This window comes from Streptomyces niveiscabiei, from assembly GCF_033794345.1.
Lineage (GTDB): Bacteria > Actinomycetota > Actinomycetes > Streptomycetales > Streptomycetaceae > Streptomyces > Streptomyces niveiscabiei.
Window position 1 is genome coordinate 20,106 of sequence record NZ_JARAYJ010000008.1, and the last position, 15,416, is coordinate 35,521.

Sequence of the window (15,416 nt, forward strand, 5' to 3'; positions counted from 1 at the left end):
ACGCCGCTCCCGCCGCGAGCCGGGGGCGCACCCACCGGGGCGCCCGACGCGGGCCGGGGTCGCACGGGCGTCCACGCGCGCCGCAATGCCGACCATGCGTCCTTTACAGGGGGCGGGCAGCTGGTTTGACTTGGGAACGATCTCCCTCATCCCCCCATCTCCTGCCCGTCGGGCGGCCCCTGGCGTTTCCCGGCGGACGCGTCCCCGCGTACGTACGACTGCTGCGTCTCACCATGCCGACCACGAAAGGCAGTTGACGTTGAGCATCCTCACGCTCGTCCCGCCCGAGGACCAGGTGGCCGACTATCTCGCCGACCGGGTCGACACCGACACCGGGCAGCCGGTGCGCCGGCGGCGGCTCGCGGACGTGCGGGAGGCGTTCGCAGCCGCCGCGCTCCCGCCCGGCAGCCCGGTCCTCATCGCCGTCCCCGACCCGCACACCCAGCTCACCGCGTTCCTCGCCGCCCACTACGCGGGCCTCGTGCCCGTCCTGCTGCCCCGCGTCTGCCCCGAGCACCGGCGCCGCATCATCGCCGACGCGCTCGGCGCCGCCGCCCTCGCGACGACCGCCCCCGACCTCGTCGTACGCCGCATAGCCACCGCCCACCCGCGCGCCTACGAACCCGGCCAGGCGATCGTCATGACCTCAGCGACCTCCGGGACGGCCGGCGGCTGCCTGCACCGGGTCGCCGCGCTCTTCGGCAACGCGCGCCGGCACGCGGGCGCGATCGGGCTGCGCGGCAGCGACACCGTCTGGCTCAACCTGCCGCTGCACTACTCCTTCGCGCTGGTCGCGCAGGCCCTCGCCGGGGTCGCGACCGGCGCGCGGCTCGTGCTCAGCGGGCCCCCGTTCGCGCCCGGCGCCTACCGGGAGGGGCTGCGCCGGCACGGCGTGACCGTGTCCTCCCTGTCGCCGTCCCTGGTCCGCTCGTTCCTCGACGACACGTACGAACTCCCCTCCTCCTTACGCGTCCTGACCGTCGGCGGCGACTCCCTGGAGGCCACCCACGTCAAGGAACTCCTGGCCCGGCACCGGGGTGGCGAGCTGTACCTCACCTACGGCCTCACCGAGGCGGGCCCGCGCGTCTCCACCCTCGCCGCGCACCGCGCGCCCCCCGAGCGCTACACCTCCGTCGGCCTCCCCCTGCCCGGCGTCGAGGTCGCCGTGCGCGGCGAGGGCGTCAGAGGCGAACTCCTCGTCACGACGCCGAGCGCGATGGTCCGGCGCGTGGGCCACGGGGCCGCCGGGCGGCGGGGGCTGGTCGCGGCCGACACCGTCGCCACGGGAGACGTCTTCCGGGTCGACGAGAGCGGGCACCTCTTCTTCTGCGGGCGCATCGCCGACTTCGTCGTCATCAACGGGGACCGCGTATCGCTGCGCTGGGTACGGGAGTTGGTGGGCGCGCTGCCGGGGGTGCTGCACGTACGGACCGAGATCGTGCAGGCCGCCGCCGGCCGTGGAGGGATCGGCAGGCAGCGGTACCGGCTGCACGTCACCGCGCGGGAGGCCAGCCAGACGATCCGCGATCAGGTGACCCGGCGGCTCAAAGAGGTGCTGCTCCGGGTGGAGTTCCCCTGCGACGTGGTGGTGCGGGAGCCTCGCGCCAACGAGTTCGCGAAGTGATCCCACAGGGCGGTCGCGTAGTCGGGGGCACCGAGCGGGGGAGTGCCATCCTGTGTCTCGAACTCGCTGATCAGATCGGACAGTCGGGCCATCAACTCCGCACAGAGCCGGTCGATCGCCTTCGGGAGCGCGCGTACGCCCTCCGGGGTGAGGACGCCGGTCGCGACGAGGCGGCCCGCCGCCCGGTCGGCTTCCAGCAGCCCATGGAGAACGCCGAGGGGATGACCGGTGAGCGCACGGGCGATCAGCGTCGCCCCCGCCGCCTCGCCCAGCTCCTTGAGGCGGACCAGATCACCGGGTACGGCGTCCGCCGCGAGCCGGAGTTCGTGCGCGCGGGCCATGCTCGGCCACCACGCCGGGTCGGTGAACTCCCCTGGAATCACCGGCTCTTCGCCGCCCGCACCGGCCCCCGCCCGCCCCGTGTCCACAAAGATCAGCGCGTTGTCCCCGCCCGCGACGGTGAACGCCTGCGCCGCCCCGAGATATCCCTCCAGCAGGTTGACGTCGAGGAACCCCGCCAGCCCGCAGTGCCGCCGGCACACCTCGACGACCCGTACCGCCTCCTGGGTCGACACGGCCTTCAGCAGCGCCAGCGACGCGTCCACGGCGACCCACGGCGAGAGCGCGCCCTCCGGCGCGGCGGAACCCGACGCCTTCCGCCGCCACGCCCGGAGCGCCGCGTCCGCCGAACACGACAACGCGTACGCCCCCGCCAGCGCCCCCAACAGGGCCCGCTGATGCGTGACATGCCCCAGCAGCGGCGCCCCCGACGGAGTCGTACGGTGCTGCGCGAACCGGAGCGCGGACAGCGCCGCCCGCCGGGCCATCGCGGCCATCGCGGAGGGAACCGTCGCCCACAGCGCCTGCCCGACGGACATGGTCCGCCGCAGCCGCGCGCCGGGCGAGCCCGAGGGGTCGGTGAACCGGCCGTCCGAATCGATCCACGCTCCGTCCGACAGCCAACGCCCGTACGGCACCCGGCAGTTCCGGAACCGGATCAGCCCGTACGCCAGCGGCAGCGCGCTCGCCGTCAGCGGCCCCGAGATCTCCACGCCCGGCGCGGCCCGCTCGCCGTCGGTGAGGTCGACGAGGAACACGAACGTCCCCCGGTCCACCCCCTCGACCACGGCCCGCGCGACGACCGCGCCGTACGTCGGCGGGCCTTCGGGGGTCACGCTGGAGAACTTGAGGGCGTCCGCGTCCGGCGTGTCCAGCACGAACTCCCGGGTCGTGAAGTCGAATGCGGCGGTCGTCCGGGCCCCGAGGTGACTGCCCGCGCGCCCCACCTCCGTCACCAGGAACACGCCCTTGGCCACGCCCCCCTCCAGCGCCGCCCGGCAGGGCCCCAGACAGGCGTCGTCCATGCCGAAGCTGACGACCGCGTTGAGGCACAGGACGTAGTGGTTGACCAGCGCCATGTACAGCGCGGGCCGCCGGACCGCCGCCTCGGCCTGCACTTCGGCCAACCGGTCGATGTCGCCCAGGAGTTCCCCCGCGTCACCCAGAACCGCCGCGCACCGCAGCAGATCTGACGCCACGTCACGCTCACCGGCCATGCGGCACCCCCGTGACCCACGCGAACCCGTCCACCGTCGCCACGTCCCCCTCCGCGAACAACTCCCGCGCGCTGCGCGTCAGTGCGCTCCCCGTACCGGCCTCCAGCAGCAGCGCCGGACCGCCGTCCACCGACTGCCGCAGCACCCCCGGCAGCCGGGCGGGCCGCGTCAGGCCGTACGACAGGACCTCGCGCACGTCGTCGTCCGGGCGGTACGCCCTGCCCAACAGGGACGAGTAGAGCGGGAGTCGGGCCACCTCGACCCGGACGTCCCGGATCGCCTCGACGAACCGCCGGGCGTCGTCCTCCAGTTCGGGGTGGTGGCACAGGAACGGCAGCCGCAGGCGGACGACCGGCAGGGCGAGGCCCAGGAGGAGCTGCTCGGCGCGGGTCACCGCGTCCGGCGGGCCGGTGAGGATGACGCGGCGGTCGTCGTTCACGCAGGCCAGCGCCAGGCCGGGCAGGTTCAGGGCGGCGAGGAGACGGTGCGCCTCGGCCTCCGGGTCGCCGTCCGTCACCGGGGGTTCGACCAGGAGCATGCCGCCGGGGTGGCCGGTCAGGGCGCGGGCCACCAGACAGGCGATGCGGGTGCCGTCCGCGACGTCCAGGACGCCCGCCGCGACACAGGCCGCGATGTCGCCGAAGCTCATCCCGACGACCCGGTCCGGGGCGAGCCCCGAACGGCACAGCGCCCGGTGCACGGCGACCGAGCAGGCGAACAGCGCGTACTGCGGCGTCCCGACGGGGCCGTCCGCCAGCTCCCGCGAACTCCTCAACTCCCCGCTCAGCAGCCGCGAGACGACCGGCGCCACCCCGAACTCCCCGGCCACCGGATCCCCTTCGGCCGCGACCTCCTCCAGCGCCTCCTCCACGACGTCCTGCGCGTCCAGCGCTCTGAGCAGCGGCGCCAGCGTGAAATCCCCCTGCCCGGCGAAGGCGTGGACCACCATCCGATCGCTCACCACGGCGACTCCCAGACTCGGCCGAGTGTGTGTCTCTCGTCAGAGACCTCAGCACAGCGCCGCCCGGCGGCGGCAGAGCGCGCGGCGGCACAGGGGAGCGACGCGGGCGCGCACGCCGGGTCCGGCGCGGCTTCGCGGTGACCGCGGCGCGTGCGCCCCGCTCACACCGGGCCGAGGAAGCGGATGTGCGGGCGGCCGTCCGGCGCCTCGTCGGTGACGGCGGCGCGCACGCCGTACACGTCCGCCACGAGCGACTCCGTCAGGACCTCGCGGGGCGTGCCGGCCGCGATCACGCGGCCCTGCCTGAGGACGGCGAGGCGGTCGCAGTACATCGCCGCCAGGTTGAGGTCGTGCAGGGCGACGACCGTCGTGACCTTCAGCTCCGTGATCAGGTTCAGCAGCGCCAACTGGTGCCGGATGTCCAGGTGGTTGGTGGGTTCGTCGAGGAGGAGCTCGCTGGGGTCCTGCGCGAGCGCGCGGGCGATGTGCACGCGCTGGCGCTCACCGCCCGACAGGGAGTGCCAGGGGCGGTCCGCCTTGTCGGTGAGGCCGGTGCGCTCCAGCGCCGTACGCACCGCGTCCTCGTCGCCCGGCGCGGCCGGCGTCCACGCGCGGCGGTGCGGGACACGGCCGAGGCGTACGACGTCCACGACCGTCAACGCGACCTGGGTGTCCGCCTGTTGCTCGACGACGGCGACCCGGCGGGCGATGCCCCTGCGGCCCACCTCGGGGAGCGGGCGGCCGTCCAGGGTGACCGTGCCGGAGTCGGGGGCGAGGACACCCGCGAGGACGCGCAGGAGCGTGGACTTGCCGGAGCCGTTCGGGCCGAGGAGGCCGGTCACCCGGCCGGGGCGGGGGGCGAGGGTGACGCCGTCGAGGATCAGGGTGCCGGCGGCCGTGCGGGTCACGCGGTCCGCGCGCAAGCCGTCGTCAGTCGCCTTGTCCGTCGCCGTGCCGGTCATCGTGCGCCCTTCGTCCGGTACAGCACCGCCACGAACGCCGGGACCCCGATCAGGGATGTCACGACCCCCACCGGGACCTCCTGCGGGGACAGCACCGTGCGGGCCAGCGTGTCGACCCAGACCAGGAACACCGCGCCCGCCAGCGCCGTCGCCGGGAGGAGGCGGGTGTGTCCTGGGCCGGTCAGGGCGCGCGTCGCGTGCGGGAGGACCAGGCCGACGAAGCCGATCGCACCCGCCGAGCTGACCAGGGCCGCCGTCAGCAGGGCCGTCGTGCAGAGCAGGATCAGACGGGTACGGGCCACCGAGACGCCCAGCGACATCGCCGCGTCCTGCCCGAACGCGAACGCGTCCAGCGTGCGCGCCTGGCCGACGCAGACCAGCAGCGCCGCCGCGAGGACCGCCGTACCGACGGCGACGTCCGTCCAGTCCGCGCCGCTCAGCGAGCCCAGCAGCCAGAACAGGACGCCCCTCGTGGTCTCCGCGTCCGCCGCCGTCATCACGATGAACGACGTCAGCGCCGAGAAGAGCTGCATCGCCGCGACCCCCGCGAGGACCACCCGGTCCGTCGTACCGCCCAGCGTGTGGCTCAGCAGCAGCACCAGGCCGAACGCCAGCACCGCCCCGATGAACGCGCCGCCCGACACCGACACCAGGCCGCCGCCCGCGCCGAGCACGACGATGACGACCGCGCCCGTCGAGGCGCCCGAGGAGACGCCGAGGACGAAGGGGTCGGCGAGCGGGTTGCGCAGCAGCGACTGCATCACCGCGCCGCACACCGCGAGCCCGGCGCCGCACACCGCCGCGAGGAGCGTGCGCGGCAGGCGCAGGTTCCACACGATGCCGTCCCGCAGCGGGCTCAACTCCGTGTGGCCCCAGCCGAGATGGGACGCCACCGACGCCCACACGTCCGCGACCGCGATGTCCGCCGGGCCGATCGTGATCGCCAGCGCGACCGACGCGGCCAGCAGCGCCAGGCCGCCCGCGGTGAACAGGAGACCGCGGGTCACGAGGCGGCGGGTCACCGGGAGAGGCCGTACGTCCGCAGCGCCGCCGCGACCTTCTCGATGCCCTCGACCGTACGGATCGTCGGGTTCATGGCCTGGCCCGACAGCAGGACGTACCGCTTGTTCCTCACCGCCGTCATGTTCCTCGTGACCGGGTTCGACTCCAGGAACGCGATCTTCTTCGCGGCCGTCTCCGCCGTCTGCTGCTTGCGCGTGAGGTCGCCGATCACCAGGACCGCCGGGTCCCGGTCCGCGACCGTCTCCCAACTCACCTGCGGCCATTCGTCCTTGGTGTCGTCGAAGACGTTCTTCGCGCCCAGCGCGCGGGTGATGACGCCGGGAGCTCCGCAACAGCCCGCGAGGTAGGGGGACTGGGAGTTCGCGAACCAGTAGAGCAGGGTGACGTCCTGGGCCCTCAGACCCGAAGTCGCCTTCCGCACGCGCTCCTTGAGGTCAGCGACCAGCTTCTCGCCGCGCTCCTCGACGCCGAAGATCCTCGCCAGGTCCAGGACTTCGCCGTACACCGTGTCGATCGACAGCGGCTGCGTGCGCGCGCCGTCGCCGTCCCCGCCGTTGTCCTTGCCGACGCAGTCCGAGGGGGACAGGTACGTCGGGACGCCCAGCTTCTCGAACTGTTCCCTCGGGGCCACGCCGCCCTTGCCCAGCGTCGACGCGAACGAGGCCGCCACGAAGTCCGGTTCCGCGTCCAGGACCCTCTCCAGCGAGGGCGCGTTGTCCGCGAGGCGCTCGACCTTCGCGTTCTCCTTCTCCAGGCCCTTGGACACCGGGTCCGTCCAGGTCGCCGTCCCCACCATGCGGTCCGCGAGGCCCAGGGAGAGCATGATCTCCGTGGTGCCCTGGTTGAGGGAGACCGCGCGCTTCGGGGGGCTGCCGACGGAGACTTTCTCGCCGCAGTTCGTGAGAGTGAGGGCGCCTGAACTCTCGTCCTCGGGGGACGCAGGGGACGAAGACCCGCACCCCGCGACGAGAACAGCGGACACAGCAGCCAGTACGGCAGGACGTGCGAGTCGCACAGAGCTTCCTTCGGCGTCGAGGGCTCGTACGCGAAGCCCGGTCGTACGGTCGCACCCCCTCGCCGGGGCTCCGGCCGGAGGCCGCCAGCAGGTCTTCGGACTCGGGATCGTCCAGCCGGGACGCCTTCCCGGACGAACCGTCCAGTGGCCTGCTGTCCCGCCCGTCACCCTCACCGCTGCGCGTCAGCTCCGGAGTCCCACCGGATTCCCTGACCTCGTGCGTTCGCTCGGACGCACGTGGGTTCGACTGGCCCTGGGAAGCTATCACGCGGGGAAGGGGCGGAGGGGGGTGGGGCGGGGCCGGGAAGTGACCGACCGGCGGGGACGCGGGTTCTCACCCCCGCCCGCTCTCCCACTCCCGCGCCAGCATCGCGTACACGTACTCGCTTCCCCACCGCTCCCCGTCGAGGTCGTTCTCCACCAAGTGGGCCTCGCGGCGCATGCCGAGCCGCTCGGCGACCCGTACGGAACCGGTGTTCAGGGCGTCGATACGGGCGTACAGGCGGTGGGTGCGCAACTCGCCGAAGGCCAGGCCGGCTCCCGCGCGGGCCGCCTCCGTCGCGTAACCCCGGCCGCTGTGCGCGGGGTTGAAGACCCAGCCGATCTCGGTCTGCCGGGCACGCACACTCGCCGCCTTGAGGACGATCTCCCCCACGACCCCGGGCTCGCCCCGCCGGCACACCGCCAGGACCAGGCTGTCACCGTCCTCGCCCCAGGGCGACCCCTCGGCGCGGCGTGCCAGGCTCTCCCCGCACTGCTCCCTGCTGAGCGGCGGCCGGTACAGATGACGGGCGACCTCGGGCAGCCCCTGATACGCGTACAGGTCGTCGAGATCGTCCGGGGTGAAGAGGCGGAGGTGGAGGCGGTCGGTGGTGAGGGAGGTCATCGGGGCAACGTAACTCCTGCGCGGCGACAGGCGCTTCACGTTTTCCTCACCCACCGCATCTCGCCCTCGTGCCACTCCCCGGTGGCCACGAGCCCCGCCCCTCTCGCCACGGCGGCGGACGCCGCATGCTCGGGATGGACATGCGCGACGACCGTACGCACCGACATGCCACCGAGCCACTCCACCAACCCCCGGGCTGCCTCACCCGCGATCCCCCGCCCCTGCCACGGCGTTCCCACGACCCACGCGACCTCGGCACGCGGCCCGGCGTCCACGACCGTCGCCTGAACCGTCCCCACCAGACACCCCTCCTCCCCAAGCCGCACCACCCAGTTCAGCCACGAGACCCCCGGCTCCGGAGCCCCCGCCGCCAACCGCTCGTACCGCGCCCGCACTTCCTCCACCGTCCCCGGCCCCCCGCCGATGAACTCATACAACGCCGGATCGGCCAGCACCCCCGCCATCTCCTCGGCATACTCGACCCGCAACGGCAACAGCCCCAGCCGCGCGGTACGGATCGGCTCCGCCGAAATCCTGTCCAACGGTGTGCTCCCCTTGTCCTATCGTCGGACCCTGATCGTAGGGGGAACGCAGATCATGGACCTGTGTACGGCCATCGCCGCGTACGACGACACCGCCGCCGAGAGACTGATGTACGACGATGGAGCCGACCCGGACGAACTCCTCCCGGACGGCACCACACCCCTGTCCCGCGCGGTGGACAGCGGCTCCCCGTCCCTCGTCCTCACCCTCCTGGGCAAGGACCCCTGCCTACGCCTTCCCCAACCCGACCGAGCCCGCCTCCTCGCATCGGCCAGGCGCTGGTACGAGACCGGCGCGGAGGAGGAACTCCGGCGCAGGACAGGGGAGTCGGGGCCGTCTGAGTCGGTGCGGGTGCTGGACGACGAGTACGACTGGGTCGAGGAGATCCGCCTCGGCGAGCACGTCGTACGAGCCGGGCACGGCGCGGTGCTGACGCTGCTGGAGCGGGCCTTCCTGATCCTGACCCCGGTGGACGAACTGGTCGCCCGTGCCGCGGCGGTCGCGGACGAGGGTCACGTGGACTGGACGGCGGTGGACTGGCACCTGTGCAACCGCCCCAGCCTGGAGACCTGGTCCGCTCTCGCGGCTCACCACCGCCACCCGGACCCGGTCCATCGCCGGTTCGTGGCCCACCACTTGTGGTCACGCGGGATCAGCGGCCGGGGCCCTGTGCCGGAGACGCTCGCCCTGCTGACCACGTGGGCCGCGCAGGAGGTGGACCCCGGGATACTCGCCGAGGTGGTGAAGGCTTTCGGCCAGTACACGGACCCCAACCACGGCCTCATGGCACTGAGTTACGCCGACCACCCCGACGTCCGAGTACGCCGCGCGGTCCCCGACGTCCTCGCCGACTACGGAGGCGCTCCTCTCACCCCCGGGGCCGCGACCGCCCTGCGTGCGCTCATGCGCGACCCGGACGCACTGGTCCGCGCCTGCGCGTGCGCGGCGAGCGCGGGGGACAGCGGCCTCCTCGCGGCACGGACCGAGGCGCTGGTCCTCCTCGCCGAGGGCCCGGACACGGACATGCACGGCACGGCCGCCGAACAACTCGGCTCCATCGAGGACACCTGCCCGGCCGTCATCGACGCCCTGTGGAGCCTGCTCGGTGACGATGACGTCATCGTCCGGCTGGAGGCCGCCTATGGTCTGCTGCGGCACGGAGACCCCCGTATCGCTGAGGCCGTCGAACGTGTCGGACCGCTCGGCGAGGGGTTCGAGGACGACCACCGGCGGAGCGCCCTGAGGCGGTGGGGGTGCTGAGCTACCCCGCGTCCTCGTACGACGCGTCCACCGTTCGTTCCTCGCCCAGCCAGGTTGTCAACGCCCACCACCAGTGCAGGGTTTCGGTGTGGCTGACCGGGGCGCCGGCCAGGGAGCTGTCGGTGATCTGCTGGAGTCGGGCCAGGCGGTAGCGGACGGTGTTGGGGTGGGTGAAGAGTGCTGCGGCGGTCTGGTCGAGGCGGCGGCCCAGGTCGAGGAACGTGAGGGCGGTCAGGGCGAGTTGGCGGTGGAAGTCGTCGGTGGGGTCGAGGGCGCCGAGGCGGCGGGTCGTCACGTACGCGCCCAGCAGGGGCTGTTGGGAGAGGGCCAACTCGGCGGCCAGGTCGGTCAGTTCGTGGAGGCCGTGGCGGCTCTGGCGGCGGAGCAGGTCGACCGCGTCGACGCACAGGCGGTACAGCTCGGGGAGGTGTGCCAGCGGGGCGGCCGGGGCCATGACGACCAGCGCGCCGGGTTCGAGCTGGTCCGGCGTCGGGGGCAGGGGGGAGAGCGCGGCAAGCCGGCCGTCCAGGAGGGCGGTTGCCGCCGGGATGCCCGGGAGGGTGGTGTTGTCGGCGGCCAGGCAGTGGTGGAGGCCGTCGGGGCCGGGGCGGATACCCGCGCGGGTCAGTTCGGAGAGCGGGGGGAGCGCGCCGCCCAGCAACACCTGGCGGAGGAGGCGGGTACGGGCAGCGCCGGTGCCGCGCGGGGTCTCGCGTTCGGCCGCCCGGTAACCGTTGATGACCTGGCGTTCCACCGCGTCGCCGTACTCCTTGAGCCTGAGGACGACGTCGAGTTGGGCCCGGTCCGGGATGCCCGCCGAGCGGCAGCGGTCGACCGTGATCTCGGCCGCGCGGGTGAGGGCCGCCTGGACGCCCCGCAGGACGACGGTCATCGGGACACCCTGGGCGGCGCGGTCCGCACCGAGCAACAGGGCGGCGGTGAAGTCCTGTTCGTCGAGGGAGTCGGGGGAATCGGGGGAGTCGGAGAGGTCGGAAGAGCCGAGAGGGCCGGGCGAGCTGAAGGGCGCTGAGGAGCTGGGGGAGTTGGCGGAATCGGGGGAGGCGGCTGAGCCGGAGGAGCCTGAAGGGGTGGGGGAGCCGGAGTTGTCGGGTGCCGTATGCGGGTCCGGGTGTTCCAGTGCCGTGAACCACGCCCCCGCCGCCCGCAGCATCGCCATCGCGTGCGAGCGGGTCTCCTCCTCGGTGAGGCGCGCCAGTTCGGGGGAGCGTCTGCGGGCCGCCGTGACGAGTTCACGGCATACGTCCGTGTCGTCGGCCATGCCGCGCAGGATGCCGGCGACCGGTTCGGGTCCGTGGCGGACGCTCATGGGCCCCCTTCGTCCGTCCGGACGCTGTGCCCGGGCCACAACGAAGGGGAGTTCCTGTTGCCGCCCGGCCACTACCGGATCAGGGTGACGACCTGATTTCCTGTGGGCTACCGAAGGTAACAGGGGTGGGTCCGGACGCAACACCCTCCGCACTCCCCGTGGCGACACGTCACACGGCCAGGGCGACCCGCCGTACCCCGCAGCACCCCTCCCGTCCCCGCACGGCGCGCACCGTCGCGCGCCGTACCCGGAAGGAAGCACATGGAGCCTGTGGAGCACCCGTCCCGCCGTCGCGTGATGACCGTGGCCGGCGGTGTCGTCGCCGGTGCCGCCCTCGCGCAGTCCCTCGCCGCGCCGTCGTTCGCCGCCGAGGCGCAGGACGCGGACGCGATCGTCGTCGGGCACGGTCTCGCCGGCCTCGTCGCCACGTCCGAACTCGTCGCCGCCGGACGGAAGGTGCTGCTCCTCGACCAGGAGCCCGAGGCGAGCCTCGGCGGGCAGGCGTTCTGGTCGTTCGGCGGGCTGTTCTTCGTCGACTCCGCCGAGCAGCGGCTGATGGGCATCAAGGACAGCCGTGACCTCGCGTGGCAGGACTGGCTCGGTACGGCCGGCTTCGACCGGGACGTCACCGACCCGGCCGGGCAGGACCACTGGGCGTACCAGTGGGCCGAGGCGTACGTGGACTTCGCGTCCGGCGAGAAGCGGTCCTGGCTCGCCGGGCTCGGCGTCCAGTGGTTCCCGATCGTCGGCTGGGCCGAGCGCGGAGGCGGGCTCGCCACCGGGCACGGGAACTCCGTACCCCGCTTCCACGTCACGTGGGGGACCGGGCCCGCCGTCGTCGAACCCTTCGAGAAGAAGGTTCGCGCGGGGGTGGCCTCGGGCAAGGTCACGTTCAGGTTCCGGCACCGGGTCGACGAGCTGATCGTCACGAACGGTACGGTCACCGGGGTGCGGGGCGCTCTCCTGGAGCCCTCCGACGCGGCCCGGGGGACGGCCAGTTCGCGCACCGTCGTCGGTGACTTCGAGCTGCGCGCGCCTGTTGTCGTCGTCACGTCCGGTGGCATCGGCGCGAACCACGACCTCGTACGGGCCAACTGGCCCGCGCGGATGGGGAATCCGCCGAAGTCGATGATCACGGGGGTGCCCGCGCACGTCGACGGCCGCATGCTCGGGATCACCCAGAAGGCGGGCGGGCGCATCGTCAACCCCGACCGTATGTGGCACTACACGGAAGGGCTCCGCAACTACGCGCCCATCTGGCCCGGCCACGGCATCCGCATTCTCCCCGGGCCGTCCTCGATGTGGTTCGACGCGAAGGGCCGGCGCTTCGACACGCCCGACATTCCCGGGTACGACACGCTCCACACGCTCAAGTCGATCACCGACTCCGGGTACGACTACTCGTGGTTCGTCACGACCCAGAAGATCCTCGCGAAGGAGTTCGCCCTCTCGGGCTCGGAGCAGAACCCCGACCTCACGAACAAGGACGTCTGGAAACTCCTCTCCCGTATCTGGCAGTCACCCGAGCCGATCGAGAGGTTCAAGGAGAAGGGCGCGGACTTCGTGGTCGCGTCGACGCTGTCCGAACTTGTCGCCGGGATGAACAAGCTGACCGGTGAGAACCTGATCGACCTCGCCGACCTGAAGCGCCAGATCGAGGCGCGTGACCGGGAGATCGACAATCCGTACACGAAGGACGTCCAGGTGATGGGGATCCGCAATGCGCTGGCCTACCCCGGTGACACCCTGAGCCGCACCGCCTCGGCCCACAAGATCCTGGACTCCTCGGCGGGCCCCTTGATCGCGGTCCACCTGAACATCCTGACGCGCAAGACACTGGGCGGCTTGCAGACGGACCTCTCGGGGAGGGTGCTGAACGCCGCGGGCAACCCGATTCCGGGTCTGTACGCGGCGGGCGAGGTGGCGGGCTTCGGCGGAGGCGGCGTCCACGGATACCGGTCGCTGGAGGGGACGTTCCTCGGGGGCTGCCTGTTCTCGGGCCGCCAGGCGGGGAGGGCGGCAGCGGCGGCGATCTAGGAGGCCGACTGCGGGAGCGTCGTGGCTGGTCGCGCAGTTCCCCGCGCCCCTGAACGGTGGCGGCTTTGCCGCCGACCGTTCAGGGGCGCGGTGCTGTGTTCTGAAAAGACAGGCGCTTGCGGCGTCTTTTCAGGGGCGCGGGGAACTGCGCGACCAGCCACAGCGCACCCGCAGCCGAACTACTGCCCCTCCCTCGGCCACGGTCTCCCCCCAATCGCCTCGATCCCGTTGTTGAACCGCCTCAAATACCCCGCGAACGCGGCGATGTCCTCATCGGACCAGTCCCCCATCACCCGGTCCAGCACCTCGACGATCCCCGTGCGTTCCTGCTCCAGTAGCCGCTCACCCTCCTCCGTGAGCCGGAACTTCCGGGCCATCCCCCCGGCCGGATCAGGGATCCGCTCCAACAGCCCCGCACGGGACGCCGCAGCGGTCTGCCGGTTCAACGTCGACGCGTCCAAGGCGAATGCCTCGCTCAACTCCCCGATCGACATGGGCCCCTGCATCCGGATCCGGCTCAGCATGATGTACGCGCTGCGTTCCATCACCCCGTCGGTCCGCCGCCCACCCCGCTTGCTCATGAACGAGTGGCGGCTGAGCAGCATCTGCTCGTACTCGACCTGATGAGTGGGCGTCTCCATGGATCAATCCTGGCACACGGCAAAGGACAGATCACATGCTTGATACATACGACATGTACGATGCACATCCTTCACCCCTGACACCCCTGAGAGAAAGCGGAGTCCTGAATGGACGCCCCCCAGCCCACGACCCAGCCCACGCCCCGCCCGGGCGCCGTGGTCGCCACGCTGGCCTTCGCCGGCACGACCGCGGCGATCATGCAGACGCTGGTCACCCCCCTGATCGCGGAGCTGCCGAAGATCCTGGACACGACGTCGTCGAACGCGGCGTGGGTGATCACGGTCACCCTGCTGGTCTCGGCGGTGTGCGTGCCGGTCGTGGGGAGGCTCGGCGACCTGGTCGGGAAGCGACCCATGCTGCTGGCCTGCTCGATCCCGCTGGTCGTCGGCTCGGTGGTGTGCGCCCTGGCCTCCGACGTGGTCATGATGATCGTCGGCCGGGGCCTCCAGGGCATGGGCATGGGCATGGTCCCCCTCGGCATCGCGCTCCTGCGGGACGTCGTGCCGACGGAGAAGCTGAGCGGCTCGATAGCCCTGGTCAGCGCGTCGATGGGGATCGGCGGCGCGATCGGACTGCCGATCGCCGCCGCGGTCGCGGAGTACGCGAGCTGGCGCGTCCTGTTCTGGGGCTCGGCGACGCTGGCGGCGGCCGTGGCCGTACTGATCTGGTTCCTGATCCCGGACGTCCCGGCCGGCGCGAAGGGCCAGCGCTTCGACGCGCCCGGCGCGATCGGCCTCGGCGTCGGCCTCGTCGCGCTGCTGCTCGCCGTCTCCAAGGGCGGCGACTGGGGCTGGGGTTCGGGCTCGGTGCTCGGCCTGTTCGCCGTGGCGGTCGTCGCGCTGGGCGCGTGGGGCTGGTGGGAGACCCGTACGAAGGACCCGCTGGTCGACCTGCGGACGACGGCCCGCCCGCGCGTCCTGCTCACCAACGCCGCGTCCGTCTTCATCGGCTTCGGCATGTACGCGTCGATGCTGGTCCTGCCGCAGCTCCTCCAGTTCCCGAAGGAGACCGGCTACGGCCTCGGCCAGTCGATGCTGGCCGCCGGTCTGTGGATGGCGCCCGGCGGCGTCACGATGATGCTGGTCTCGCCGCTCGGCGGAAAGCTCACCAACGCCCGCGGCCCCAAGTTCACGCTGGTCTGCGGCGCGCTCGTCCTCGCGGCCGGGTACGGCGTCTCGCTCGCGCTGATGGGCTCGGCGGCGGGCCTGATGGCCGTCACGATCATCACCAGCAGCGGCGTCGGCCTCGCCTACGGCGCGATGCCCGCGCTCATCATGAGCAGCGTCCCGGCGTCGGAGACGGCCGCCGCGAACGGCTTCAACACCCTGATGCGCGCGCTGGGCACCTCGATCGGCTCGGCCGTCATCGGCGTGATCCTCTCCCAGATGACGACGACGCTCGGCGGCCACACCTTCGCCTCCGAGGCCGGCTTCCGTACGGCCCTGCTGGTCGGCGGCGCCCTCGCCCTCGTCTCGGCCGGCATCGCGGCGGCCATCCCGGCGGCCAGGCCGCTCGCGGACGGCACGGAGAAGACGGACGCGACGGAGGAACCGGAAGAGGCCCGCGTCTGACCCACGCCA

Annotated in this window: 13 protein-coding genes and 1 riboswitch; of the genes, 4 read left to right on the plus strand and 9 right to left on the minus strand. The window is 72.5% G+C overall.

The window, feature by feature from the left end; translation table 11 throughout:
- Positions 1-253 precede the first annotated feature (253 nt).
- On the plus strand, positions 254-1,624 hold the full coding sequence (locus tag PV682_RS13220) for a class I adenylate-forming enzyme family protein (protein ID WP_319728985.1): 1,371 nt from the start codon (positions 254-256) through the stop codon (positions 1,622-1,624).
- Here the strand turns inward: PV682_RS13220 and PV682_RS13225 are convergent.
- The 7 genes from PV682_RS13225 to PV682_RS13255 all read right to left on the minus strand — a co-directional run bounded on the left by PV682_RS13225 (position 1,528) and on the right by PV682_RS13255 (position 8,569).
- Positions 1,528-3,180 carry an acyl-CoA dehydrogenase family protein gene (locus PV682_RS13225; protein ID WP_319728986.1) on the minus strand — a complete coding sequence of 551 codons (1,653 nt, stop codon included), beginning with the start codon at positions 3,178-3,180 and terminating at the stop codon, positions 1,528-1,530. The genes PV682_RS13220 and PV682_RS13225 overlap by 97 nt on opposite strands.
- The gene (locus tag PV682_RS13230; protein WP_319728989.1) at positions 3,170-4,141 is read right to left on the minus strand and encodes an ACP S-malonyltransferase; all 972 of its coding nucleotides are present in this window, start codon (positions 4,139-4,141) and stop codon (positions 3,170-3,172) included. The genes PV682_RS13225 and PV682_RS13230 overlap by 11 nt, the downstream gene beginning before the upstream one ends.
- 161 nt (positions 4,142-4,302) lie before the next feature.
- The gene (locus PV682_RS13235; protein WP_319728991.1) at positions 4,303-5,103 is read right to left on the minus strand and encodes an ABC transporter ATP-binding protein; all 801 of its coding nucleotides are present in this window, start codon (positions 5,101-5,103) and stop codon (positions 4,303-4,305) included.
- The gene (locus tag PV682_RS13240; protein ID WP_319728994.1) at positions 5,100-6,110 is read right to left on the minus strand and encodes a FecCD family ABC transporter permease; all 1,011 of its coding nucleotides are present in this window, start codon (positions 6,108-6,110) and stop codon (positions 5,100-5,102) included. Before PV682_RS13240 ends, PV682_RS13235 begins: the two co-directional genes overlap by 4 nt.
- Before the next feature lie 11 nt (positions 6,111-6,121).
- Positions 6,122-7,141 carry an ABC transporter substrate-binding protein gene (locus PV682_RS13245; RefSeq protein WP_319728996.1) on the minus strand — a complete coding sequence of 340 codons (1,020 nt, stop codon included), beginning with the start codon at positions 7,139-7,141 and terminating at the stop codon, positions 6,122-6,124.
- An 89-nt stretch (positions 7,142-7,230) separates the two neighbouring features.
- Positions 7,231-7,352, minus strand: a riboswitch (cobalamin riboswitch).
- A gap of 123 nt (positions 7,353-7,475) precedes the next feature.
- A complete protein-coding gene (locus PV682_RS13250; RefSeq protein ID WP_319728999.1) occupies positions 7,476-8,027 on the minus strand; it encodes a GNAT family N-acetyltransferase in 552 nt (183 codons plus the stop codon).
- Between the two features lie 35 nt (positions 8,028-8,062).
- The gene (locus PV682_RS13255; RefSeq protein ID WP_319729001.1) at positions 8,063-8,569 is read right to left on the minus strand and encodes a GNAT family N-acetyltransferase; all 507 of its coding nucleotides are present in this window, start codon (positions 8,567-8,569) and stop codon (positions 8,063-8,065) included.
- A 55-nt stretch (positions 8,570-8,624) separates the two neighbouring features.
- Between PV682_RS13255 and PV682_RS13260 the strand changes: the two genes are divergently transcribed.
- The gene (locus PV682_RS13260; RefSeq protein ID WP_319729003.1) at positions 8,625-9,830 is read left to right on the plus strand and encodes a HEAT repeat domain-containing protein; all 1,206 of its coding nucleotides are present in this window, start codon (positions 8,625-8,627) and stop codon (positions 9,828-9,830) included.
- Between the two features lies 1 nt (position 9,831).
- Here PV682_RS13260 and PV682_RS13265 read toward each other — a convergent pair whose 3' ends face one another.
- A complete protein-coding gene (locus PV682_RS13265) occupies positions 9,832-11,157 on the minus strand; it encodes a helix-turn-helix domain-containing protein (RefSeq protein ID WP_319729006.1) in 1,326 nt (441 codons plus the stop codon).
- A gap of 261 nt (positions 11,158-11,418) precedes the next feature.
- On the opposite strand from PV682_RS13265, the gene PV682_RS13270 reads away from it, so the two are divergent.
- Positions 11,419-13,194 (plus strand): FAD-binding dehydrogenase, encoded by a 1,776-nt coding sequence (locus PV682_RS13270; protein ID WP_319729008.1) that lies wholly within the window; start codon positions 11,419-11,421, stop codon positions 13,192-13,194.
- A gap of 179 nt (positions 13,195-13,373) precedes the next feature.
- Here the strand turns inward: PV682_RS13270 and PV682_RS13275 are convergent, their stop codons facing one another.
- Positions 13,374-13,835, minus strand: a complete 462-nt coding sequence (locus PV682_RS13275; RefSeq protein WP_319729010.1) for a MarR family winged helix-turn-helix transcriptional regulator — start codon at positions 13,833-13,835, stop codon at positions 13,374-13,376.
- 108 nt (positions 13,836-13,943) lie between these two features.
- Here PV682_RS13275 and PV682_RS13280 point away from each other — a divergent pair, with 108 nt between their 5' ends.
- The gene (locus PV682_RS13280) at positions 13,944-15,407 is read left to right on the plus strand and encodes an MFS transporter (protein WP_319729011.1); all 1,464 of its coding nucleotides are present in this window, start codon (positions 13,944-13,946) and stop codon (positions 15,405-15,407) included.
- Positions 15,408-15,416 lie beyond the last annotated feature (9 nt).